The sequence below is a fragment of the Brachybacterium ginsengisoli genome, from assembly GCF_002407065.1.
Lineage (GTDB): Bacteria > Actinomycetota > Actinomycetes > Actinomycetales > Dermabacteraceae > Brachybacterium > Brachybacterium ginsengisoli.
The window spans coordinates 1574127-1598152 of sequence record NZ_CP023564.1; the positions used below are offsets into that span (position 1 = coordinate 1574127).

Genomic DNA, 24026 nt, shown 5'->3' on the forward strand with positions numbered 1-24026 from the left:
GCGTCCAGGCGACATCGCGCGACGCTGACCCTGCCGAGGATCCCCTGTGGATGGCAGACTCCGCGTTCCGATGTGCTCCCTGAACAGCGCCCCGTACGGACCTCGCGCCAACTTTTCCGTGACGTTCCCTGCAGGTACGTGCGCCGCCGCTGACGCATCCCGAATCACACCGGCAGGCCCCCCGAGGATGCCTCGCATCGCGGGGGAGACCCCTGTGCGGACCCGTCGCGACAGCACCCGGAGACACGACGTTCCCGGCGCTGGGCGACACCCAGACCAGACATGAGCCGGCCAGGCCGGCTCGACAGGAAGGAACCCGGGTGAACGACACCACCTCCGGCGCAGACCTCGCGGCGAAGAAGCTCCCCGAGCTGCAGGCCCTCGCGGCCGAGCGCGGCATCAAGGGAGCCCGCCGACTGCGCAAGGGCGAGCTGATCGACGCGATCCTCGGAGGCGGCGCGCCGTCCTCCGCTCCCGCCGCGGCGCCCGCCGCGACCGAGGCTCCCGCTGCGACCGAGGCCCCGGCCCGGTCCGCGCGCACCTCGGCGCCGGCCGAGCAGGCTCCCCAGGACGAGACCGGCTCCGCCGAGTCCGGACGCGCAGAGCGCAGCCGGTCCCGGTCGCGCTCCCGCGCCACCAGCACCTCCGGCGACCGCGGCGAGACCGCCGCTCCGGATCTCGGCTTCGAGCTGCCGGCCGGGCCCGAGCAGCAGGACCAGAGCGGTGGCGACGCCGCGAGCCGCGAGGGTCGTGACGGCTCTCGCGAGTCCGGCCGACGCCGCTCGCGCGGCGGCGATGATCGTCGCGACGGCCAGGACCGCTCCGAGAGCCAGGAGCGCAACGACGGCCAGAGCCGCAACGATGGGCGCGACCGCAACGAGGGCCAGAGCCGCAACGACGGCCAGGGCCGCAACGACGGCCGTGACCGCAACGAGGGCCGTGACCGCAACGAGGGCCGTGACCGCATCGACGGCCAGGGCCGCGGCGGCCAGCGTCGCCGGCTCGAGGACATCGAGCTGCCGGACCGCTCCGGCGAGCAGGACGAGGACGGCCGGGACGGCCGTGACAACGACGGCTACGACGACGACCGTCGCGGTCGTTCCCGCAGCCGCAACCGCTCGCGGGACCGCAAGCGTCGCGGGCGCGGCGGCCAGGGCGACGACCAGGGGTCCGAGCGCGGTCAGGGCGGCGGCAACGGCGGCCAGGGCTCGGGCCAGCGTGAGGACAGCCCGGCCCGTGAGGGTGACGAGCTGATGACCATCGCCGGCATCCTCGACATCCGTGACAACAACGCCTACGTGCGCACCACCGGGTACCTGCCCGGTCCGAGCGACGTGTACGTGACCATGAATCAGGTCAAGCGCGCCGGGCTGCGCAAGGGAGACGCGATCACCGGCCAGGTCAAGGCTCCCCGCGACGGTGAGGACTCCCAGCCGGAGCCCCAGCAGCAGAACCACGGCGGCGGCCGCAACCGTCGTGGCAAGGGCGGTGGCGGCGGCAACCAGAGCAAGTACGCGGCTCTGGTACAGGTCGACACCGTCAACGGCATGCCCACGGACCGTGCGCGCCAGCGGGTGGACTTCAGCAAGCTCACCCCGCTGTACCCGGACGAGCGACTCCGTCTGGAGACCGCTCCCACCGCCATCGCGCCCCGCGTGATCGACCTCGTCTCGCCGATCGGCAAGGGCCAGCGCGGCCTCATCGTCGCGCCCCCGAAGGCCGGCAAGACGATCATCATGCAGCAGATCGCCAACGCGATCACCACGAACAACCCCGAGGTCCACCTCATGGTCGTGCTCGTCGACGAGCGCCCCGAGGAGGTCACCGACATGCAGCGGACGGTCAAGGGCGAGGTCATCGCCTCGACCTTCGACCGCCCCGCCTCGGACCACACCATCGTCGCCGAGCTCGCCATCGAGCGCGCCAAGCGCCTGGTGGAGATGGGCCGCGACGTGGTGGTCCTGCTGGACTCGCTCACCCGTCTGTCCCGTGCCTACAACCTCGCGGCCCCGGCCTCGGGCAGGATCCTCTCCGGCGGTGTCGACGCCTCGGCGCTCTACCCGCCCAAGCGGTTCTTCGGCGCGGCGCGCAACATCGAGCACGGCGGCTCGCTGACGATCCTCGCCTCGGCGCTGGTGGAGACCGGCTCCAAGATGGACGAGGTCATCTTCGAGGAGTTCAAGGGCACCGGCAACATGGAGCTGCGCCTGTCGCGCAACCTGGCCGACAAGCGGATCTTCCCGGCCGTGGACGTCAACGCCTCGGGCACCCGCCGCGAGGAGGCGCTCATGGGCAAGGAGGAGCTCGCCATCATGTGGAAGCTCCGCCGCGTGCTCGGCTCCCTCGAGCAGCAGCAGGCTCTCGAGCTGCTCATGGAGCGCGTCAAGAAGACCCAGTCGAACACCGAGTTCCTCATGACGGTCCAGAAGAACACCCCGAGCGCCACGGGGCGCAGCTCCGACTGAGCCGCCTCGCCCTCACGCCGACGGGCCGCCCCGCACCACCTCACGGTGGACGGGGCGGCCCGTCGGTCGTCGGGGTCGATCAGCCCCATCGATCCGTCCGGTCGATCAGCCCTTGATCGCTCCGGCGGCGATGTTGGCGATGAAGTGCCTCGAGCCGATGATGAACACCCCGATGAGGGGCACCACGCTGATCAGCGCTCCCGCCATGACCATCCCGTAGTCGGTCAGGTACAGCGAGTTGAGGTTCTGCAGCGCGGTCTGGAGGGTCTGTCGTTCCGGGTTCACCAGCACGATCAGCGGCCACACGTAGTCGTTCCAGGCCGTGATGAAGGTGAAGATCCCCAGGAACGCGAGTCCACCGCGGAGCAGCGGCACCCCCACCCTCCAATAGGTGGTGAAGAAGCCGGCACCGTCGATCCGTGCCGATTCCACGAGCTCGTCGGGGATGGATCCCGCCGCCATCTGCCGCAGCAGGAAGATGCCGAAGGCGTTCGCGGCGCCGGGAACGATCAGCGCCTGCAGCGTCCCCACCCAGCCCAGCTCCGACATCAGGATGAAGCTCGGGACGAGGGAGAGGCTTCCGGGCACCAGCATGGTGGCGATCAGCAGGATGAACAGCGGCTTCTTGCCCGGGAAGTCGAACTTCGCGAACGCGAAGGCGGCCAGTGAGTCGAAGAACATCACCAGGGCGGCGCTGGCCGTGGAGATGATGATCGTGTTCACCAGGGCCTGCAGGAGGTCGACGCTGGAGACGACGTTGCGCAGGTTCTCCGCGAAGCTGCTGCCGAAGGTGAGCTTCGGCGGGTAGCCGAAGATCTCTCCGGTGGTCGAGGTCGACATCACGATCAGCCAGTAGAACGGGAAGATCGACAGCAGCACGCCGATGATCACGCACAGATGGGTGACGACGGCGGCGAGCCGTCCGCGGGCGACGTAGTGCTCCTTCGGTCGGCGTGCATCCGCCGAGCTCTTCGGTGCAGCGGGTTTCAGGGCGGTCATCCTCGGGCCTCCTTGGTCCGTACGGCACGTCGCACCGTGTCGTCTCCGCGTCCGGAGACCAGACGCCAGTTGATGATCGCGAAGATGGCGGCGATCAGGAACAGGGCCCAGGCGATCGCCGAGCCGTAGCCGAAGTCGAACTGGGTGAACGCCTGGTTGTACTGGTAGAGGACGATCGTCATGCCCGCCTCGCCGGCACCACCGGAATCCCCGAGCAGCACCTGGGGTTCGGTGAACAGGCTCAGGCCGCCGATCGTCGAGGTGATCACCGTGAACAGGATGATGGGTCGCATCATCGGCACCGTCACCCGGAAGAAGACCTGCCACAGGTTGGCGCCGTCGACCTTGGCGGCGTCGTACAGGTCCGTGGGGATGGACTGCAGGCCGGCGAGGTAGATGATCGCGTTGTAGCCGGTGAAGCGCCAGATCACCATGACCGCGATCGTGATCTTGATGCCCCAGGGGCTCGACAGCCACGGAACGGCGTCCAGGCCCACGGCGGTGAGAGCGGAGTTCACCAGCCCGAAGGTGTCGGAGAAGACCGATCCGAAGACGATCGCCATCGCCACCATCGAGGTGACGTTGGGTAGGAAGAAGGCCACCCGGTAGAACTTCGTGAACCGGATGTTCTGGTGCAGCAGGAACGCGATGGCCATCGCGAAGAACAGCATCGGGATGGTCGAGAGGAACCAGATGATGAAGGTGTTGCCGACGGAGTTCCAGAAGCGTCCGTCCGTCAGGAGGAACTTGTACTGCGCCAGGCCCACGAAGGACATCTCTCCCATTCCGTCCCAGTCCATGAAGGACAGGACGATGGAGAACAGGATCGGGAACAGGCCGAAGACGGCGAACAGCAGGTAGAAGGGGGAGATCGCCAGGTAGAGCGGCAGCACCTCGCGGATCTTCTTCTTCCGCTTGGCGGTGGGATCCGCGGGGGTGAGGGGCTCGCGCGATCGCGCCGGGGCTGCGGTGCTCATGAGAAGACTCCTCGCTTGAGGAGGACGCGCTCCGCCTGGGCGAGCGCATCGTTCCAGGCGGACTCCGGATCCTTGCCGGAGGTCTCCACGTTCGAGAGCTCGAGGACGAACTTGCCCATGATGAAGGTCTCCGCGTTGCTGATGAACGAGGAGGGGACCGATTCCGCGGCGGTGGAGAAGAATGCGAGCGGATCCTGGTCCCCGTAGAAGTCTCCGGAGTAGGTCAGCTCGTCGAAGGAGGCGGGCGTCGAGGGGAACAGCTGCACGTCCTCGTACGCCGCGGCCTGATTCTCGGCGGAGTTGATCCAGGTGATGAAGGCGAGCGCGGCCTCCGGGTCCTTGCAGGTGTGGGGGAGTGCGGCGAAGGAGCCGCCGCTGTTGCCCGGGCGGACCGGCTGGGAGGCGAGGCGCCAGGCGCCTGCGGTGTCGGGGGCGGATTCCTGGAGGACCTGGGCCCACCAGGCCGCCCCGATGTTCCCGGCGGTGCGGCCGCTGGCCCAGGCGGCGTTCCGGTCGGTGTCGCGCTCGCGGGGGATCTTTGCTGTCACGCCTGCATCGATGGCGGCGATCGAGGTGTCCCAGGCCTGACGGACGGCGCTGTCTGGCTGGAGGTAGAGAGCTTTGTCGTCGGTGTCGAAGAAGCGTTCCGGGCTCGCGTTCAGGAATTCCTCGAAGACGTTCAGAGCATCGTTGACGAGGAAGGCGTCGCCCGCTCCCTTGAGCTCGGTGCCGAGCGCGATCCAGTCCTCCCAGGTGGTGATCGCCGCCGAGACGTCCTCGGGAGTGCTCGGCAGGCCCGCCTCGGCGAAGATGTCCTGGCGGTAGAAGAAGCCGGTCGGGCCGATGTCCAGGGGGAAGAAGCAGAAGCGACCCGAGGGCGTCGTCCCCAGATCCCACTTCCATTCGTAGAAGTCGTCCTTGACAGAGTCCGCGCCGAGCTCGGACAGATCCAGGAAGAGGTCCTCGTTGGTGAAGTAGAGGGCGTTGTTGGAGTTGATGTAGGTGATGTCTGGGATGTAGGCGTCGCCGGCCAGGCTGGTGCGGAGCTTGGTGTCGAAGCTGGTGCCGATCACGTCGGCTCGCAGATGGCGGTCGGTGCCGGGGATCTTCTGGCTCGCCTGCTCGAGAAGATCTCGACTGGCGGATCGGTCCCAGAACCACAGCACGAGTTCGTCGGGGTCCTCGGAGATCGATGGATCCGAGCCGCAGCCGGCGAGAGCCAGGGGGAGCATCCCCGCCGCGCCGAGCATCAGGGATCGTCGTGACGGACGACCGGGCCGTGGGGAACTTCGTAATGGACGTCGTGTGAGCGCAGCGCTCATACGAACCCTCCTCGTTGAGTGGCAGTCACAGGACCGTGAACGTTCACGGGTGACGCAGATCATGTCACCGTGACACCGGTGCGTCAACGGTTCCGGACACGCACCGTCCTCGTCGACCAGATGCGGTCATCGTGGCCGATCCGCTCCGAGCAGTTGTCGACCTGCGCTTGTGGGACCGTGGCAGGCGGGATAGCGTAGAGCATCCGTGAACGTTCACGGTCCGTAACGATCTCGATCTCGAAGGACGACGACGTCTCCATGAGCACCACCTCTCCCTCGTTCCGCTGGGCCGTCCTCGGCCCCGGCTCCATCGCGCGCCGTTTCGCCTCCCAGCTGCCCGCCTCGCAGGAGGGAGTCCTGGTGGCTGTGGGCAGCACCTCCCCGGAGCGCGCCCGCGCCTTCGCCGAGGAGTTCCCCCTCCAGGGCGCAGCCCTCATCGGCGACTACGACGAGATCCTCGCCTCCGAGGACGTCGACGCCGTCTACATCTCGACCGTGCACACCGGCCACGCCACGCTGGCCGCGGCCGCCCTCGAGGCCGGCAAGCACGTGCTGTGCGAGAAGCCGCTGACTCCGAACTCGGGCACCACCATGGCGCTCACCGACCTGGCCGCGCGCAGCGGAAAGGTCCTCCTGGAGGCGTACATGTACCGCTTCCACCCGCAGACCGTGCGCGTCCTCGAGCTCGTCGCCGACGGCGCGATCGGCGACGTCACCCACGTCGATGCCTCCTTCGCCTTCGACACCGGGGGCCGCAGCGGCCGCCTGTTCGACACCGCCACCGCGGGCGGCGGGATCCTCGACGTCGGCTGCTACCCGCTGTCGTTCGCCCGCTTCGTCGCCGGCGCGGCCCAGGGCAAGGCATTCGTCGACCCGACCGCGCTGCAGGGCAGCGGCACCCTCGGCGAGACCGGCGTGGACGAGTGGGCCACCGCCGAGGTCACCCTCCCCGGCGACATCACCGCGAGCCTGCGCACCGGAGTGCGACTGTCCGATCCCCAGTCGGCGACGATCACCGGATCCCGGGGCGTCATCCGTCTGTCCGATCCGTGGGGTCTGTCGGAGAAGCAGGTCATCGAGCTCGACGTGGTCGGCGAGGAGCCGCAGCGCATCGAGATCCCGGCCGCCTCGGCATATGCCCTGGAGGCCGACGCCCTGGCGAAGGCCGCGCGCGACGGAGGAGTCGTCCCCGAGGTCACGCCCGAGAACACGCTCGGCCAGTCCCGAGCGCTGGACCTCTGGCGCGAGGAGATCGGCCTGCGCTTCCCGTTCGAGGCCGACGACGCCGACATCCCGACCCTCACCGGGCGCCCGCTCGCCGCATCGAGCGTTCAGTCCGGGCCCGCGATGGCCTACGGGACCATCCCGGGGGTCGACAAGAAGGTCTCGCGCCTCGTCATGGGCTGCGACAACCAGATGAACCTCGCGCACGCCTCCGCGATGTTCGACGCCTTCTACGAGATCGGCGGCACCACCTTCGACACCGCCTACATCTACGGCGGCGGGTACATCGAGAAGCTGTTCGGGAAGTGGGTGCAGAACCGCGGCGTGCGCGAGGAGATCGTCGTCATCACCAAGGGCGCGCACACCCCGCACTGCGATCCGGAGTCGATCACGCGTCAGCTCGGCGAGTCGCTCGAGCGCCAGGGGACCGAGTACGCGGACCTCTACATGATGCACCGCGACAACCCCGACGTCCCGGTGGGGGAGTTCGTCGACGTGATGGACGAGCACCTGCGCGCCGGTCGCATCCGCGCCTACGGCGGCTCGAACTGGACCCCGGCCCGGGTGGACGAGGCGAACGAGTACGCACGGGCGAACGGTCGCACCGGATTCACCATCCTCTCGAACCACTTCGGGCTCGCCGAGGCGCTCGACGTGCCGTGGGCGGGCTGCGTCCATGCCACCGACGCCGACTCCAAGGCCTGGCTCGAGGAGCGTGGCATCGCGCTGCTGCCGTGGTCCTCGCAGGCGCGCGGCTTCTTCACGGGCCGTGCCCACCCTGAGGACCGCTCCGACGCGGAGCTCGTGCGCTGCTACTACAGCGACGAGAACTTCGAGCGACTGGCTCGGGCCGAGGCGCTGGGCGCCGAGCGCGGGGTCCCCGCCACCGCGATCGCGCTGGCCTTCGTGCTGCACCAGAAGTTCCCGACCTTCCCGCTGTTCGGCCCCCGCAGCATCGCCGAGATGCGCTCGTCGACCCTCGGGCTCGGGGTCGAGCTGTCCGAGAGCGATCTCGCATGGCTCGACCTGCGGTCGCCGACGCGGTGAGCACGCCGGGGCGCCGGCCCACGATCATCGACGTCGCGGAGCGCGCCGGGGTGTCCCGGCAGACGGTCTCGCGCGCGATGAACGACATGGCCGGCATCAGCGCCGCCACCCGCGATCGGGTTCTCCAGGCCGCCCAGGAGCTCAGCTACCGCCCCTCCCGCTTCGGGAGGGGCCTGGTCGAGCAGGGGCCCATCACCCTCGGGCTCGTGGTGATGGACCTGACCAACGCGTACTACGGGGAGCTGGGCACGGCGGTGGTGCGGGCCTGCGCCCCGTACGGGTGGAACGTGGTCCTGGTCGAGGCGGAGAACGCTCCGGATCCGGAGAACGCCGCCGCCGAGCTGGCACGCCGGGTCGACGCGATCGTCGGCTACGGCGTGGGCACGGGCGACATCCGCGGCGGCACGGGCATGCCCGTGGTGCAGCTGGACGGCGGGCGCAAGCACGTCGACGCCGGAGGCGTGGTCGAGCAGCTGTTCAAGGAGGCGATGCCCGACCTCGTGGCGCACCTGCGGGACGTGGGCGTGCGGCGGCCGCTGGTGCTGGACCTGACCGGTGGCCCCATCGGCGGCCGGGCGCTCACCCTCGCGGAGGCTCTGCGCCCCCTGACCGATGACGGTGAGGTGCTGATCCAGGAGGTCGATGGTCGCACCGGCCACCGGGAGGCCCTCGAGACGGCCCTGGCCACTGGGGCCGATGGCCTCATCGCCTTCAACGACGAGCTCGCCGTGCGCCTGCTGCGTGCGCTGCGCTCGATGGGGGTCGAGGTGCCCGGCCAGGTACGGCTGGTGGGCGTCGACGGTCTCGAGCTCGGGGAGCTGGTCACCCCGGAGCTCACCTCGCTGAGCATCGACCTCGACGCGGTGGCACGGGAGACCGTCGAACTGGTGGCGGGGATGCTCGAGGGGACGGTCCCGCTCACGGGCGAGGACGCCCATCGCACCGTGCCCTACCACCTCGAGGTCCGGGCCTCGACGTGAGGGCCGGGCGGGCGCTTCGCCTCCGGATCCGGTGCGCCCGCTCGTGGGGAAGGCGATGTTGCGCACGCCGCATCCCGATCGCTCGCCCGCAGGGGTGAGCGCATGGCAGACTGTGACGTCGGTTCTGGTTCACGGTGCCCGCCGGGCGCCGACCCAGCGACCCCGAGCAAGGAGAGACATGAAGGCTGATATTCACCCCGCATACGTCGAGACCACGGTGACCTGCACCTGTGGCAACTCGTTCACCACCCGCAGCACGAAGACCGACGGTGCGATCAGCACCGAGGTCTGCTCCGCGTGCCACCCGTTCTACACCGGCAAGCAGAAGATCCTGGACACCGGCGGCCGCGTCGCCCGCTTCCAGGCTCGCTACGGCAAGAAGGACGCCTGATCCGAGGCGTGGTGAACGCCTGAGAGCATTCTCCGACGCCGGTGCGCGCCCCAGGGCGTGCACCGGCGTCGTCGCATGTGGGGGCGGATGATCCGCCCGTGGACCGAGGAGCATCGATGAACGAGCACGACGGAGGCGATCGTCTGGCGCCGCTGCGCCTCGAGCACGCCCGTCTGCAGGAGTCGATGGCCGACCCGTCGCTGCACGAGGATGCCGGCCGCGCACGCCGCGTGGGGCGCCGCTACGCCGAGCTCGAGGGGATCCTCGAGGCCTCCGCCCGCCTGGAGTCGACCGCGGCGGACCTCGAGACCGCACGCGAGCTGGCGGCGCTGGGGGAGGACGACGAGGAGATGGCCGCGGAGGCCGAGCTGCTCGGGGCGCGGCTGGTCGCCGAGCGCGAGCACCTCGAGGACCTCCTCGCCCCCCGCGATCCCGACGACGCCCGCGACGTGATCCTCGAGATCAAGGCAGGGGCCGGCGGCGAGGAGTCGGCGCTCTTCGCCGCGGAGATGCTCCGCATGTACCGCGCCTACGCAGAATCCAAGGGATGGCGGGTCGAGGTCCTCACCTCGGCGGAGTCCGATCTCGGTGGGCTGAAGGACGTCACCGTCGCGATCGCCGCCCGCGGCGCCGGGGGACCCGGCACCGGCGTCTACGCGCATCTCAAGCACGAGGCGGGCGTGCACCGTGTCCAGCGCGTCCCGGTCACGGAGTCCCAGGGCCGCATCCACACCTCCGCCGTCGGCGTCCTGGTCCTTCCCGAGGCCGACGAGACCGACGAGTCCGAGCTGCTCGCCGAGGCGATGGCGCCCGCGAATCTCCGCATCGACGTCTTCCGCTCGAGCGGGCCGGGCGGTCAGAGCGTGAACACCACCGATTCGGCCGTGCGCGTCACGCACCTTCCCACCGGGGTGGTCGTGTCCTGCCAGGACCAGAAGAGCCAGCTCCAGAACCGTGAGCAGGCGCTGCGCATCCTGCGCACCCGCCTGCTGGACGCGCGTCGCGCCGAGCAGGTGGCGCAGGACTCCGCCGCCCGACGCTCCCAGGTGCGCACCGTGGACCGCAGCGAGCGCATCCGCACCTACAACTTCCCCGAGTCCCGGGTGGCGGATCATCGCACCGGCTACAAGGCGGGGAACCTCTCCCAGGTCCTCTCGGGAGATCTCGACGACCTCATCGCCTCCTCCCGCGACGCCGAGCGTGGAGCCCGACTGGCGGAGGCGCAGGCCGGCGGCGACGGGGAGTTCTCCTGATGCACGGCGAGGACCTCCGCACGCGGCTGCGCTCCGCCCTCGCCACGACGACCGCGCGGCTCGGCGAGGCCGAGGTCCCGTCCCCGAGCGCCGACGCACGGGCTCTGATCGCCCACGCCGCGGACACCGACGAACCCCTGGTCCTGCTCGATGAGCTGCCGGAGGACTTCGATGAGCGCCTCGAGCGGGCCACCGCCCGTCGCGAACGGCGCGAGCCTCTCCAGCTGATCCTGGGCAGGGCCCCCTTCCGTCGTCTGGTGATCGACGTGCGCCCCGGCGTGTTCATCCCGCGGCCGGAGACCGAGCTGGCCCTCGACCTCCTGCTCGAGCATCTCGACGAAGCTCCCGCCGCGGTGATCGACCTCTGCGCCGGCTCCGGTGCCCTGGGCGCCGCGGTGCTCGACGAGCTGCCGTGCTCGCGGGTGCTCTCGGTCGAGGTCGATCCCGCCGCCGCGGCGCTGACCGCCCACAACCTCGAGCGCGCCGGGACCGGTCGAGGTCGGGTGATCACGGCCGATCTGCTCGGCGAGGTGCCGGAGCTGGCGCATCTCGAGCCGGTGGACGCGGTGCTCTCGAATCCCCCCTACATCCCGCCCGAGGCCATCCCGCGCGATCCCGAGGTCCTCGCCCACGATCCCCATCGCGCCCTGTTCGGCGGCGGGGACGACGGACTCGAGGTGCCCCGCGCCGTGATCGGCTGGGCCCGGCACCTCCTGCGACCCGGCGGCGTGCTCGTCATGGAGCATGCGGATGTGCAGGGCGAGGAGGCGCGTGATGCAGCAGCCGCGATCGGCGGCTTCGACCTGATCAGGACCCTTCCCGACCTCACCGGCCGGGACCGATTCCTGGTGGTGCGCCGCGCCCCCGGGGAACCGACCAGCAGAAGTGAGAGACTGACCCGGTGACTGTGCACGACACCCAGAACCCTGAGTCCCGCGAGGCCGCCCTCGCCGCCGCCGTCGACGCCGTGCGCGCCGGCGACCTGATCGTCCTGCCGACGGACACCGTCTACGGCATCGGGGCGGACGCCTTCACCCCCGACGCCGTCACCGCGCTGCAGGAGGCGAAGGGGCGCGGCCGCGACACCCCGCCGCCGGTGCTCATCGGGGACCACGCCGTGCTGCTGGCCCTGGCGGCGGACATCCCCGACTACGTCGAGGACCTCACGGACGAGCTGTGGCCCGGTGCGCTCACCCTCATCCTCACCGCCCAGCCCTCGTTGACCTGGGACCTGGGGGAGACCCGGGGAACCGTCGCGCTGCGCATGCCCGACGACGAGCTCTCCCTCGAGCTGCTCCGTCGGACCGGTCCGCTCGCCGTCTCCAGCGCGAACCGCCACGGCAAGCCCGCCGCCGTGAGCATCCTCGATGCCGCCACCCAGCTCGGCGACTCCGTCGAGATCTATCTCGACGGGGGACCGGCCCGCATCGGCGAGAGCTCCACCATCCTGGACACCACCGTGACCCCGGCGGAGATCGTGCGGGAGGGCGCGATCACCAAGGAGCGGATCATCGAGGTGGTCGGCGACATCTTCACCGCGCCCGCGGTCGAGGAGGAGCCCGAGGAGGGCGTCTCCGACGACGCGGCGGCGATCGGAGAGGCCGAGGCCACCGAGGAGGGCTCCGCGGACACCACCGCCGAGCCGACCACCGTCGCTGGGTCCAGCGCTGCCGAGTCCACCACCGACGGATCCACGACGGCGGGAGCCGAGGCATCCGAGCCTGCTGATCAGTCCGATCCGGCAGAGGGCGCCGCGGCACCGCCGAGCGCTCCCGTGCTCGACCTCCCCTCCGAGCCGGAGGTCGCCGCCGCTCCCGAGGCGCCGGCCGCCGAGTCCCCGCTCTCGCCGCTCGGCGAGCAGGCCCCCAGCGAGGACCCGCGACCCCGGGCGACGGGTGACGGCGCGGAGAGCACGCCCGGGTGAGGATCTACCTGTTCCTCCTGCTGCTCGCCGCTGCGATCACCTTCCTGGTGACTCCTGCGGTGAGGCTCCTGGCCCGACGGGCCGGTGCGATGACGGCAGTGAGGGACCGCGACGTGCATGACGCGGTGACGCCGCGGCTGGGCGGGCTCGCGATGCTGCTGGGCGTGGTCTGCGCGATGCTGGTCGCGAGCAACGTCCCCTTCCTCGAGGGATTGTTCAGCGACACGCGCCAGCCCTGGGCCATCCTCGCCGCCGGCACGCTGGTGTGCCTCCTCGGAGCGGCCGACGACCGCTGGGACCTGGACTGGGTGACCAAGCTGGCCGGGCAGGTGCTGGCCGCGGTGCTGCTCGCCTGGCAGGGCGTGAGCCTCGTGACCCTCCCCATCAACGGCGTCACCGTGCTCTCGGGGCGCACCGCGCTGATCCTCACGGTGCTCGTGGTGGTGGTGAGCATGAACGCGGTGAACTTCGTGGACGGCCTCGACGGGCTCGCAGCCGGGGTGATGGCCATCGGCGGCTCCGCCTTCTTCCTCTACGCCTACACGCTCACCCGCAGCGCCTCCGCGACGGACTACTCCTCGCTCGCGGCGCTGCTGACCGCGGTGATGATCGGCGCCTGCATCGGCTTCCTGCCGCACAACCTCACCCGGGCCCGGATCTTCATGGGGGACTCCGGGTCGATGCTGCTGGGACTGCTGCTGGCCGCCGGCACCATCGCCGTGACCGGGCAGGTCGATCCGGGGAAGCTCTCCGGCGCGGACTTCTTCGGGCAGTTCCTGCCGATCCTGCTGCCGATCGGCGTCATGGTCATCCCCTTCCTCGACTTCGCGCTCGCGGTGATCCGACGGATCGGCTCGGGCCGGTCCCCGTTCCATGCCGACAAGGCGCATCTGCACCACCGTCTGCTCAGCCTCGGCCACACCAAGTTCACCGCCGTGCTGATCATGTACACGTGGACCGTCGTCATCTCGGTGGGGCTGCTGCTCCCGCTGCTGCTGCCGATGCGCTCGGTCTACATCTTCTGGGTGCTCGGCCTCCTGTTCGCCGTCCTGCTCACCTTCGACCCCCTCAGATGGCGCTCCGCACGCCACCGGAAGGACTCCGATGTCCCCTCAGCCTGACACCCCCTCGACCTCCGGCCGCACCGGCTCCGAGCGGCCCCGGCGCGGCACGGCGGGCGACCGCGCGATGCAGCGCGCCACCGTCATCGCCGTCGCGATCGGACTGGTGCTGGACCTCGTGGTCATCGCCCTGGCCGCGACCCGGCCCGAGGCCACCGCGCTGAACGGCGCCCTCGTCGGCACCGGACTCACGCTGATCGTGGTGCTGCCCTCGGTCGTCATCGCGTTCGTCGGCCCGCGGCTGACGCCGCTGAGCATGGCGGCGACGGTCCTGGGCTCGTGGGCGGTCAAGATGTTCGTTGTGATCCTGATCCTACTGCTGGTCCGGGACCACCCCGCACTGTCCACGCAGTGGATCGGCCTGGCCCTGCTGGTCGGCGCGGTCTCGGCGATGATCGTCGAGGCCACGCTGCTGCTGAGGACCCGTCAGCCCCTGGATGTGGCACCCGTCGCGGAGCAGCGTGAACCCCCGGTGGGGGAGTGACTCTCTGTTATGCTTGCGGAGGTGCTCGAGCGCTGATCACGGTGCATTACCGCGATGAGTCCGACCACTGATCGACCACCCGGAACGCCCAGCGCGTCGTCCATCGCCGAACGTACGGTGGCCGCCCCGGGGAGGCTCTGATCGAGAATGACGGCCCTGGCCGACGCGACGCCGTCGGACCACACGACCACGGGAGATCGAGCTGAACACCGCAGACCTCAGCCCCACGCTGTACGCCGAGGGCGATTCGCTCTTCCACGTCCCGACCCTGGACGAGTTCTTCCCGGGCGCGATTCTCTTCGACGGGACCTGGTTCGAGTTCAACCGTGTCCAGCTCGTGCGGCTCATCGTGCTCGCCGTCGTGCTCATCGCGATGTCGGTCCTCGCCGCCCGCGCCAAGCTGGTCCCGGGACGTGCGCAGAGCATCGTCGAGCTGCTCATCGAGTTCGTCAACGGCACCATCATCAAGAACACGCTGGGGCTGCGCGCGGGCAAGCAGTTCGCGCCCTTCCTCATCACCCTGTTCTTCTTCCTGCTGGCCATGAACCTCGCGGGCGTGGTCCCGGGGCTCAACCTCGCCGGCACCTCCGTGATCGGCCTCCCGCTGCTCGCGGCGCTGTGGACCTTCGTGGTCTACGTCTCCGCCGGTGTGAAGAAGCGCGGCATCGCCGGCTACCTCAAGCACGAGACCGCCCCGCCCGGCCTGCCCAAGGCGATCTACCTCCTGCTGGTGCCGATCGAGTTCCTCCAGGTCGTCCTGATCCGCTGGGCGTCGCTGACGATCCGACTGCTCGCGAACATGGTCGCCGGCCACATCATGCTGGTCGTGTTCATCGGCCTGACCCAGGGGCTGCTGCTCTCGGGCTCGTGGCTGGTCGCGATCTCGCCCTTCGCCGGGGCGCTGGCCATCGGCATCTACGGCTTCGAGATCTTCGTCGCCGCCCTGCAGGCCTTCATCTTCACGATCCTCGCCGCGGTGTACATCCAGATGGCCACCTCCGACGAGCACTGATCTGCACGCAGACCACCAACACCCCCTGACATGACCCTGTCCGCCGCCCTCCCGGGCGGCACAACGAAAGGAAACCCCTGTGGACCCGATGATTCTCTCCGCACTCGAGGGCAACGTCGCATCGATCGGCTACGGCCTGGCAGCGATCGGTCCCGGCATCGGCATCGGCATCATCGTCGGCAAGACGGCTGAGGCCACCGCCCGCCAGCCCGAGCTGCGCGGCCAGCTCCAGTCCACCATGTTCATCGGTATCGCCTTCACCGAGATCCTGACGCTGCTGGCGATCGTCACCGGCCTGCTCTTCGGCTGAGGCTCACCCCCATGATTCTTGCCGAAGGAGCACAGTCAGTCCCGAGCTGGCGTCTCCTGGTCCCCCTGCCCTCGGAGATCATCTGGTCGCTCGCCTTCCTGATCATCTTCGCGGTCGTCTTCATGAAGTTCATCCTGCCGCGGCTCAACGCCGTGCTGGACGAGCGGGCGGAGAAGATCGAGGGCGGTCTGCGCAACGCGGAGAAGGTCCAGGAACAGGTCGACCAGCTCAAGAGCGACCAGGAGCAGGAGCTCGCGGCGGCACGCCAGGAAGCGGCCGCCATCCGCGAGAAGGCTCGTGCCGATGGTCAGAAGATCGTCGACGAGGCCCGTGCCCGCGCCGAGGGGGAGAACGAGCGTCTGCTCACCTCCGGCCGTCAGCAGCTGAGCGCCGAGCGCATCGCCGCTTCGACCGAGCTGCGTGGAGAGGTCGGGACGCTCGCGAGCGACCTCGCCTCCAAGATCGTCGGGGAGTCCCTCACCGACGACGAGCGCTCCCGCCGAGTGATCGACCGGTTCCTGGACGACCTCGAGTCGAGCCAGGCCACCACCCGATAAGGAACCGTGATGCGAGGAACCTCCTCCACCTCCTTCGCCGAGGTGCTCCAGCACGTCGAGGCCGCCCACGCGGCCGACGGCGCCGCGCTGGACGCCGAGGCCCAGGAGCTGTTCTCGGTGGCAGACGCCATCGATTCCAGCAACCAGCTCGTGCGGCTGCTCTCCGATGGCGGCCGCCCGGTCGGCGTCAAGGAGTCCGCCGTCCGTGCCCTGCTGGAGAACCGCGTCAGCCCGCGCGTCCTCGAGGTCACCCTCGAGATCGTGCGACGCCGCTGGTCCGAGCAGGAGGACATCCTCGATGCCCTCGAGCTGCTCGGCGTCACGGCCCTGCTGGACCAGGCGCACTCCGAGGGCGTCCTCGAGCAGGTCGAGAGCGAGCTGTTCGAGGTCTCCCGGCTGATCGACGGCAGCGGTGAGCTCACCGTGGCCCTCGACGGCGAGCGGGACGAGCCGGCACGGCGCGCGACCCTCCTCGGGCGCGTGCTGGACGGTCGCACCCACCGGCTCACGGCCGCCCTCGCGGCTCGCGCCGTCGGGCGTCGCACCGAGTCCAAGCCCGCCCGTCGCGTCGAGGAGTTCGCTCGCTTCGCCTCGGATCGGCGCCGGCGCGCCTTCGCGTCCGTGTCGAGCGCCGTGGCGCTCGACGAACGCCAGCAGGCCCGCCTGGGCGGGGTTCTCGAGGCCATCTACGGCCGCGAGATCCAGCTGAACCTCACGGTCGATCCCTCGGTCGTGGGCGGTCTCCAGATCCAGGTCGGCGACGACCTCTACGACGCCACCGTGCTGGCCCGGCTCTCGCGAGCCCGGTCGCAGCTCGTGGCCTGACTCATCCCCGACGCCGGAACCTCCTCGAGGCCGCGGCGTCCCCAGCATTGTTCAGACCATCCCCGGCACGGGGAGACCGAGAGGAAGCGAAGCAGCAGATGGCGGAGCTCACGATCAGCCCGGAGGACATCCGGAACGCCCTGGACACCGCGGTGTCCACCTACCAGGCAGGCGCCACCGAGCGCGAGGAGATCGGCCGCGTCAGCGAGGCCGCCGACGGCATCGCTCGCGTCGAGGGTCTCCCCAACGTCATGGCCAACGAGCTCGTCAGCTTCGAGGACGGCACCCTCGGCCTCGCCCTGAACCTCGAGCTCCGTGAGGTCGGCGTCGTCGTCCTCGGCGAGTTCTCCGGCATCGAGGAGGGCCAGCAGGTCCGCCGCACCGGCCAGGTGCTCTCGGTTCCCGTCGGCGACGGCTACCTCGGCCGCGTGGTCGACCCCACCGGCGCCCCCATCGACGGCCTCGGCACCATCGAGACCGTCGGCCGTCGCGCTCTCGAGCTGCAGGCTCCCGGCGTCATGCAGCGCAAGGCGGTCAAGGAGCCGATGCAGACCGGCCTCAAGGCCATCGATGCGATGACCCCGATCGGCCGTGGCCAGCGTCAGCTGATCATCGGCGACCGCCAGACCGGCAAGACCACGATCGGGATCGACACGATCCTGAACCAGAAGGCCAACTGGGAGTCCGGCGACCCCGAGAAGCAGGTCCGCTGCATCTACGTCGCCGTCGGCCAGAAGGGCTCGACCATCGCCTCGGTGCGCGCGACGCTCGAGGAGAACGGCGCGCTGGAGTACACCACGATCGTGGCGGCCCCGGCGTCCGACCCGGCCGGCTTCAAGTACATCGCCCCCTACACCGGCTCGGCCATCGGCCAGCACTGGATGTACGAGGGCAAGCACGTCCTGATCATCTTCGACGACCTCTCGAAGCAGGCCGAGGCGTACCGCGCCGTGTCGCTGCTGCTGCGCCGCCCGCCGGGCCGTGAGGCCTACCCGGGTGACGTGTTCTACCTGCACTCCCGTCTGCTCGAGCGCTGCGCGAAGCTCAGCGACGAGATGGGCGGCGGTTCGATGACCGGTCTGCCGATCATCGAGACCAAGGCCAACGACGTCTCGGCGTACATCCCGACAAACGTCATCTCGATCACCGACGGCCAGTGCTTCCTGCAGTCGGACCTGTTCAACGCGAACCAGCGCCCGGCGGTCGACGTCGGCATCTCGGTCTCCCGCGTCGGAGGCTCGGCGCAGACGAAGGCCATGAAGGCCGTCTCGGGCACCCTGAAGATCGACCTCGCGCAGTTCCGCGATCTCGAGGCCTTCGCGATGTTCGCCTCCGACCTGGATGCCGCCTCCAAGCAGCAGCTGAGCCGTGGCGCCCGCCTGATGGAGCTGCTGAAGCAGTCCCAGAACTCGCCGTTCCCGATGGAGGAGCAGGTCGTCTCGATCTGGGCCGGCACCAAGGGCAAGTTCGACGACGTCGAGATCGAGGACGTCCGCGAGTTCGAGGGGCAGCTGCTCGAGCACCTGCGCCACAACGGCGGCGTGCTCGAGGCCATCCGCAGCACGGGCAAGTTCGAGTCCTCGACCGAGGAGGAGCTCTCGGGCATCCTCGATCAGGTCAAGCAGGACTTCCTGGCCGGCAAGGGCCAGGACGCGGCGCGGAACGACGAGGATGGTCGTCTCGCCGCTGACCGGATCGAGCAGGAGCAGATCGTCCGCGGCTGATGCGAGACGCCGCCGTCCTCACGGGGACGGCGGCTCCCGCCCAGGACGCATCGATCCCGCACGAGGAGAGACATGGGAGCCCAGCAGAGGGTATACAAACAGAGGATCCGCTCCGCACAGGGGATGAAGAAGATCTTCAAGGCCAAGGAGATGGTCGCGGCGTCGCGCATCGCCAAGGCGCACGCCCGGGTCGAGGCGACGACGCCCTACGCCGATGCGCTGACCCGCGCGATCGGATCGGTGGCGACGCACTCCAGCGAGGTCTCGCATCCGTTCCTGGACACCGATCGGAAGCAGACCGGCCGCGCCGGCATCCTCCTGATCACCGCGGACCGCGGCATGACCGGCCCGTACTCGCACAACGTGATCCGCGAAGCCGAACAGCTCGCGAACACGCTGCGCGACGAGGGCAAGGAGCCCGTGATGTACGTCGTCGGCCGCAAGGGCGACTCGTACTACCGCTTCCGCAACCGTGAGCCGCAGCGCTCGTGGACCCCGTACAAGGAGAACGAGCTGCCGTCGCTCGGCCGCGAGATCGCCGCGGCGGTCACCGAGGATCTCGTCACCGAGGACCCCACGGTCCACCTCGACGAGCTCTACGTGGTCTCCACGCGCTTCGAGAGCCGCTTCGTCCAGAACGCCCGCTCGGTCCGCATGGTGCCGATGGGTCTGGGGGATGTGCGCGGCGAGAACGCGCCCACCTACCCGCTGTACGAGTTCGTGCCGGATGCGGAGTCGGTCATCGGCGAGCTGCTGCCGCGCTACATCGAGTCGCGCATCATCAACATCCTGCTGCAGGCGATGGCTTCCGAGCACGCCTCCACGCAGCGAGCGATGAAGACCGCGACCGACAATGCGGAGACCCAGATCAACAAGTTCACCCGGCTGGCGAACTCCGCCCGCCAGGCGGAGATCACCCAGGAGATCACGGAGATCGTCGGCGGCGCCGACGCCCTCTCGGGATCCGGCCGCACCGAACGCTGAGACCCAGGCCGACGACACATCTGGCCGACGATGCCCCGCGTCGGCACGACATGGAGAGAACGCACATGACCACCACCACTGACAGCCAGGCCCCCGCCGCCCCGGCGGCCGGCGCCACCGGACGCGTCGCCCGCGTCACCGGCGCCGTCGTCGACATCGAGTTCCCGCCCGGGAACATCCCTAACCTCTACAACGCGCTCACGATCCAGATCGAGGACACCGGCTCCGGCCTGGAGGCCTCGACCCTGACCCTCGAGACCGCGCAGCACCTCGGCGACGGCATGGTGCGCGGCATCGCGCTCAAGCCCACCGACGGCGTGGTCCGCGGCCAGGCCGTGACCGACTCCGGCGCTCCGATCTCGGTGCCCGTCGGCGACGTCACCCTCGGCACGGTCTTCGACGTGGTCGGCAACCCGCTGAACAAGCCGGCCGACCAGCTCGAGATCACCGAGCGCTGGCCCATCCACCGCAAGGCTCCGAACTTCGACCAGCTCGAGTCCTCGACGGTCATGTTCGAGACCGGCATCAAGTCGATCGACCTCCTCACCCCGTACGTCAAGGGCGGAAAGATCGGCCTGTTCGGCGGCGCGGGCGTCGGCAAGACGGTCCTCATCCAGGAGATGATCTACCGCGTGGCCAACAGCCACGACGGCGTCTCCGTGTTCGCCGGCGTCGGCGAGCGCACCCGTGAGGGCTGGGACCTCATCGAGGAGATGACCGAGTCGGGCGTCATCGAGAAGACCGCACTGGTCTTCGGCCAGATGGACGAGCCGCCGGGCACGCGTCTGCGCGTGGCCCTGTCCGCGCTGACCATGGCGGAGTACTTCCGCGATGAGCAGGCGCAGGACGTGCTGCTGTTCATCGACAACATCTTCCGCTTCACCCAGGCGGGCTCCGAGGTGTCGACCCTGCTGGGCCGCATGCCCTCGGCCGTGGGCTACCAGCCCAACCTGGCGGACGAGATGGGTGTGCTCCAGGAGCGCATCACCTCGACCCGCGGTCACTCGATCACCTCGATGCAGGCGATCTACGTGCCGGCCGATGACTACACCGACCCGGCCCCGGCGACCACCTTCGCCCACCTCGACGCCACCACGGAGCTCTCCCGTGAGATCGCCTCGCGCGGTCTGTACCCGGCGATCGACCCGCTGTCCTCCACCTCGCGGATCCTCGACCCGCGCTACGTGGGCCAGGACCACTACGACACCGCGGTGCGCGTGAAGCAGATCCTCCAGCGCAACAAGGAGCTGCAGGACATCATCGCGATGCTCGGCGTCGACGAGCTCTCCGAGGAGGACAAGGTCATCGTGTCGCGTGCACGACGGATCCAGCAGTTCCTCTCGCAGAACACCCACCTCGCGAAGCAGTTCACCGGTGTGGACGGCTCGGACGTCCCGCTGAAGGACACCATCGAGGGCTTCAAGGGCATCGCCGACGGCGAGTTCGACCACATCACCGAGTCGGCCTTCTTCAACGTCGGCGGCATCGACATGGTGCTCGAGAACCAGCACCGCATCGACAAGGAGCTCGGCGCGTGAGTGCGCTCGAGGTCACCTTCGTCACCGCGGACCGCACCGTCTGGACCGGTCAGGCGGCGCAGGTCGTCGTGCCGGCGATCGACGGCTCGATGGGCATCCTGCCCAAGATGCAGCCCACCCTGGCGATCCTCGGCACCGGCGTGGTGCGGATCATCGACCAGGACGGTCACGTCGAGGCGCTCGAGGTCGACGGCGGCTTCGTCTCCGTCGACGCGGACGTCGTGACCATCGGCGTCGATGACGCCGCGATCGTCGAGCCCACGGCTTCTCGTCTCTGAGCCGACTGCGCACAACGCATGGACGACCTGAGCATCCCGATCCCCCTCCTGGGGATCGGGATGCTCTTCGTCGTGCTGGTGCTCCTCCTGCTGGTACTCCTGCTGCTGGCGCTGCGTCAGCGGATCGTGTCCCGTCGGCGGGAGGCCTTCGAGTGCACCGTGCGGCGACGGGGGCTCATGGGCGGAGCGACCTGGCAGCACGGGCTGATGCGCTTCGGCACGGATCGGCTGCGCTGGTTCCGGGCGTTCTCCCTGCGGGTGCGCCCCGAGGTGGTGCTGCGGCGCAGCGACATCCGTGACGTCACCCGCGATATCCTGCCCTCCCCGGGCGAGGGCATCGCGGCTCGCTGCCTGGTGGAGTTCACGCTGCGCGACGGTCGGGAGATCAGCGCGGTCGTCGACCTGGCCTCGGGTGCGGCGCTGAACTCCTGGCTGGAGGCCGCGCCGACGGGCTCGGTGCTCGGCGACGCCGACTGAGGCGCGGCGGCATCGGAGGAGCCGGGCGGTTCCCGCCTCGTTGCCGCTCGGTCTCCGGCATCGTCCCGAGAGTGTCCGGCACCGTCCGGAGACCGGGGGAGATCAGTCGGTGACGACCGCGCCACCGCGGAGGACAGTGACGGGCTCGAGGGCCGCATCGACCAGCACCACGTCCGCACGACGTCCCGCTGCCAGGGCCCCGATCCGATCCTGCTGGCCGAGCACCGCGGCCGGGACCGTCGAGGCGGCCCGCACCGCGCGCACCAGGTCGACGCCGGCCTCGGTGACCGCGAAGCGCACCACGTCGAGGAGATGAGCGGTGCCTCCGGCGATCGCGGTGCCCCCGGTGAGGGTGGCGACGCCACCCTCGACGGTGACATCGAGCGAGCCGAGCCGATACTGGCCCTCGGGCATCCCGGCCGCCGCCATCGCGTCGGTCACGAGGACCACGTTCTGCTCGGCGGCGATCGCGAAGACATGGGCGACGGTGCGGGCATCGAGGTGCACGCCGTCGGCGATCACCTCGACCACCAGATCCCCGGCCGCCGCCGCGTCCAGCGCCGCCAGAGCGGGCCCGGGATCGCGGTGGTGGATCGGCCGCATGCCGTTGAAGAGGTGGGTCGCGGTGGGGAGAGGGGAGCGGCCGTTCTCGCGGCGCAGCTCGGCGACGGAGTGCGCGATCGCGCGGGTCATCTGGGCGCTGCTGCCGTCGGTGTGGCCGAGGGAGGGGAGCGCGCCGACCTCGGCGAGGGCCTCGATGACTCCTTCGGCGCCCGGGGTCTCCGGAGCGACCGTCATGGTGGCCAGCGCACCGCCGGAGATCTGGGCGAGCTCCCGCACCAGGTCCGCGTCCCCGTCGGTGATGTGCTCGGGATTCTGGGCGCCGCGACGCTCGACCGAGAGGAACGGCCCCTCGAGGTGGATCGCCGCGATCTCCCCGTCGGCAGCGAGCCGTGCGAGGTCCGCGACGCGGGAGCGGAGGGTGGGGGCATCAGCCGTCACCAGGGAGGCGACCAGGCTCGTGGTGCCGTGTCGACGATGCTCCCGGACCGCGGTGAGCATGTCCTCGGCGGACTCGGCGTCGGGGAACGAGGCGCCGCCACCGCCGTGGCAGTGGAGATCGACGAGACCGGGCAGGATCATCCCGTCGTGGGAGATCTCCTGGGCGGCCGTGTGCTGCGGTGCCCGGCCGGCGGGACCGGCCCAGAGGATGTCGCCGCCTGCGATCAGCAGCAGAGCGTCGGGGACGAGCCCCTGCTCGAGCACCGCGGTCCCGCGGAGCGCGATCTCGGCGGCGACCTCATCGGAGCCGGGGGAGTGCGGGGCGGGGGCGGTGCTCATGTCTTCTCCTGGTGCCCGGGGGCTCGGGCGGCGCGCGGGACGGGCAGGACGGTCAGAACAGACGGGACTCGGCGTCGTCGATGCCGCGCAGGGCGTCGTAGTCCAGGGTGACGCAGTCGATGCCGCGGTCCTCGGCGAGCACGCGGGCCTGCGGCTTGATCACCTGCGCGGCGAAGATGCCGCGCACCGGCGCGAGGAGCGGATCGCGGTTCATGAGCTCGAGGTAGCGGGTCAGCTGCTCGACGCCGTCGATCTCGCCGCGGCGCTTGATCTCGATCGCGACGGATCCGCCGTCCGCGTCACGGGCGAGGATGTCGACGGGGCCGATGGCGGTGAAGTACTCCCGGCGCACGAGAGACCAGCCGTCGCCGAGAGTGTCGATGTTCTCGGCCAGCAGCGCCTGCAGATGAGCCTCCACGCCATCCTTCTGCAGGCCGGGATCGACGCCGAGGTCGTGGGAGGAGTCCTCGAACACCTCGTGCAGACGCACCCGCAGGCGGTCGCCGGACTTGTCGTGGACCACGTCCCACTGCTCGATCCAGTCGCCCTCGGGATCCTCGCCCGCCTCCTCGTCGCCACGACGGGACGTGGTGAGGGTGCACGGAGGGCTCATCCAGTTCAGCGGCTTGTAGCTGCCGCCGTCGGAATGGATCAGCACGCTGCCGTCGGCCTTGACGATCAGCAGCCGGGGGGCGAGCGGGAGATGGGCGGTGAGCCGACCGGTGTAGTCGACAGAGCAACGGGCAACGACGAGACGCACCCGGCCAGGGTACGGCACCACCAGCACCGCTGC

23 protein-coding genes are annotated in these 24026 nt (G+C 69.9%); 18 read left to right on the forward strand and 5 right to left on the reverse strand.

The annotated features are described in order from the left end of the window. Positions 1-320 precede the first annotated feature (320 nt). Positions 321-2465 (forward strand): transcription termination factor Rho, encoded by a 2145-nt coding sequence (gene rho, locus CFK41_RS06970; RefSeq protein WP_096798999.1) that lies wholly within the window; start codon positions 321-323, stop codon positions 2463-2465. A gap of 105 nt (positions 2466-2570) precedes the next feature. On the opposite strand, the gene CFK41_RS06975 is transcribed toward rho, so the two are convergent. Genes CFK41_RS06975 through CFK41_RS06985 form a run of 3 tightly spaced genes read right to left on the reverse strand, consistent with a single transcriptional unit; the run spans position 2571 to position 5673 of the window. Further along, a complete protein-coding gene (locus CFK41_RS06975; protein WP_096799000.1) occupies positions 2571-3464 on the reverse strand; it encodes a carbohydrate ABC transporter permease in 894 nt (297 codons plus the stop codon). Then, the gene (locus CFK41_RS06980) at positions 3461-4441 is read right to left on the reverse strand and encodes a carbohydrate ABC transporter permease (RefSeq protein WP_096799001.1); all 981 of its coding nucleotides are present in this window, start codon (positions 4439-4441) and stop codon (positions 3461-3463) included. The genes CFK41_RS06975 and CFK41_RS06980 overlap by 4 nt, the downstream gene beginning before the upstream one ends. Next, positions 4438-5673 (reverse strand): ABC transporter substrate-binding protein, encoded by a 1236-nt coding sequence (locus tag CFK41_RS06985; RefSeq protein WP_227873240.1) that lies wholly within the window; start codon positions 5671-5673, stop codon positions 4438-4440. The genes CFK41_RS06980 and CFK41_RS06985 overlap by 4 nt, the downstream gene beginning before the upstream one ends. A 348-nt stretch (positions 5674-6021) precedes the next feature. On the opposite strand from CFK41_RS06985, the gene CFK41_RS06995 reads away from it, so the two are divergent. The 17 genes from CFK41_RS06995 to CFK41_RS07075 all read left to right on the forward strand — a co-directional run bounded on the left by CFK41_RS06995 (position 6022) and on the right by CFK41_RS07075 (position 21892). Continuing rightward, positions 6022-8034: an aldo/keto reductase gene (locus CFK41_RS06995; protein WP_096799004.1), complete on the forward strand. Its 2013-nt coding sequence runs from the start codon at positions 6022-6024 to the stop codon at positions 8032-8034. Further along, a complete protein-coding gene (locus tag CFK41_RS07000; RefSeq protein WP_227873241.1) occupies positions 8004-9014 on the forward strand; it encodes a LacI family DNA-binding transcriptional regulator in 1011 nt (336 codons plus the stop codon). Before CFK41_RS06995 ends, CFK41_RS07000 begins: the two co-directional genes overlap by 31 nt. A gap of 178 nt (positions 9015-9192) precedes the next feature. After that, the gene (rpmE, locus tag CFK41_RS07005) at positions 9193-9405 is read left to right on the forward strand and encodes a 50S ribosomal protein L31 (protein ID WP_096799005.1); all 213 of its coding nucleotides are present in this window, start codon (positions 9193-9195) and stop codon (positions 9403-9405) included. Positions 9406-9521: 116 nt separating this feature from the next. Continuing rightward, a complete protein-coding gene (prfA, locus tag CFK41_RS07010) occupies positions 9522-10658 on the forward strand; it encodes a peptide chain release factor 1 (RefSeq protein ID WP_096799006.1) in 1137 nt (378 codons plus the stop codon). Beyond that, positions 10658-11563: a N5-glutamine methyltransferase family protein gene (locus tag CFK41_RS07015; RefSeq protein ID WP_096799007.1), complete on the forward strand. Its 906-nt coding sequence runs from the start codon at positions 10658-10660 to the stop codon at positions 11561-11563. The genes prfA and CFK41_RS07015 overlap by 1 nt, the downstream gene beginning before the upstream one ends. Next, a complete protein-coding gene (locus CFK41_RS07020; RefSeq protein ID WP_096799008.1) occupies positions 11560-12582 on the forward strand; it encodes an L-threonylcarbamoyladenylate synthase in 1023 nt (340 codons plus the stop codon). Before CFK41_RS07015 ends, CFK41_RS07020 begins: the two co-directional genes overlap by 4 nt. Continuing rightward, positions 12579-13703, forward strand: a complete 1125-nt coding sequence (locus tag CFK41_RS07025; protein WP_096799009.1) for an MraY family glycosyltransferase — start codon at positions 12579-12581, stop codon at positions 13701-13703. The genes CFK41_RS07020 and CFK41_RS07025 overlap by 4 nt, the downstream gene beginning before the upstream one ends. Then, positions 13687-14187 (forward strand): hypothetical protein, encoded by a 501-nt coding sequence (locus CFK41_RS07030; RefSeq protein ID WP_096799010.1) that lies wholly within the window; start codon positions 13687-13689, stop codon positions 14185-14187. The genes CFK41_RS07025 and CFK41_RS07030 overlap by 17 nt, the downstream gene beginning before the upstream one ends. Positions 14188-14524: 337 nt before the next feature. Further along, positions 14525-15199, forward strand: coding sequence for a F0F1 ATP synthase subunit A (gene atpB, locus CFK41_RS07035; RefSeq protein ID WP_265415463.1), 675 nt, complete (start codon positions 14525-14527; stop codon positions 15197-15199). Positions 15200-15278: 79 nt separating this feature from the next. Then, a complete protein-coding gene (gene atpE, locus CFK41_RS07040; protein WP_096799012.1) occupies positions 15279-15509 on the forward strand; it encodes an ATP synthase F0 subunit C in 231 nt (76 codons plus the stop codon). A gap of 11 nt (positions 15510-15520) precedes the next feature. Further along, positions 15521-16066 carry a F0F1 ATP synthase subunit B gene (locus CFK41_RS07045; RefSeq protein ID WP_096799013.1) on the forward strand — a complete coding sequence of 182 codons (546 nt, stop codon included), beginning with the start codon at positions 15521-15523 and terminating at the stop codon, positions 16064-16066. Positions 16067-16075: 9 nt separating this feature from the next. After that, entirely contained in the window at positions 16076-16891 is an 816-nt protein-coding gene (locus tag CFK41_RS07050; protein WP_096799014.1) for a F0F1 ATP synthase subunit delta, read from the forward strand. A gap of 98 nt (positions 16892-16989) precedes the next feature. After that, positions 16990-18615 carry a F0F1 ATP synthase subunit alpha gene (gene atpA, locus CFK41_RS07055; RefSeq protein ID WP_096799015.1) on the forward strand — a complete coding sequence of 542 codons (1626 nt, stop codon included), beginning with the start codon at positions 16990-16992 and terminating at the stop codon, positions 18613-18615. 72 nt (positions 18616-18687) lie between these two features. Further along, a complete protein-coding gene (locus CFK41_RS07060; protein ID WP_096799016.1) occupies positions 18688-19599 on the forward strand; it encodes a F0F1 ATP synthase subunit gamma in 912 nt (303 codons plus the stop codon). Positions 19600-19664: 65 nt separating this feature from the next. Further along, on the forward strand, positions 19665-21137 hold the full coding sequence (gene atpD / locus CFK41_RS07065) for a F0F1 ATP synthase subunit beta (RefSeq protein WP_151904698.1): 1473 nt from the start codon (positions 19665-19667) through the stop codon (positions 21135-21137). Further along, positions 21134-21415, forward strand: coding sequence for a F0F1 ATP synthase subunit epsilon (locus CFK41_RS07070; protein WP_096799018.1), 282 nt, complete (start codon positions 21134-21136; stop codon positions 21413-21415). The genes atpD and CFK41_RS07070 overlap by 4 nt, the downstream gene beginning before the upstream one ends. Before the next feature lie 18 nt (positions 21416-21433). Next, entirely contained in the window at positions 21434-21892 is a 459-nt protein-coding gene (locus CFK41_RS07075) for a DUF2550 family protein (RefSeq protein ID WP_096799019.1), read from the forward strand. Positions 21893-21994: 102 nt separating this feature from the next. Here CFK41_RS07075 and CFK41_RS07080 read toward each other — a convergent pair whose 3' ends face one another. Both CFK41_RS07080 and nucS read right to left on the reverse strand, forming a co-directional pair. After that, entirely contained in the window at positions 21995-23233 is a 1239-nt protein-coding gene (locus CFK41_RS07080) for an N-acetylglucosamine-6-phosphate deacetylase (protein WP_096799020.1), read from the reverse strand. A 52-nt stretch (positions 23234-23285) separates the two neighbouring features. Next, positions 23286-23993 carry an endonuclease NucS gene (gene nucS, locus CFK41_RS07085; protein WP_096800984.1) on the reverse strand — a complete coding sequence of 236 codons (708 nt, stop codon included), beginning with the start codon at positions 23991-23993 and terminating at the stop codon, positions 23286-23288. Positions 23994-24026 lie beyond the last annotated feature (33 nt).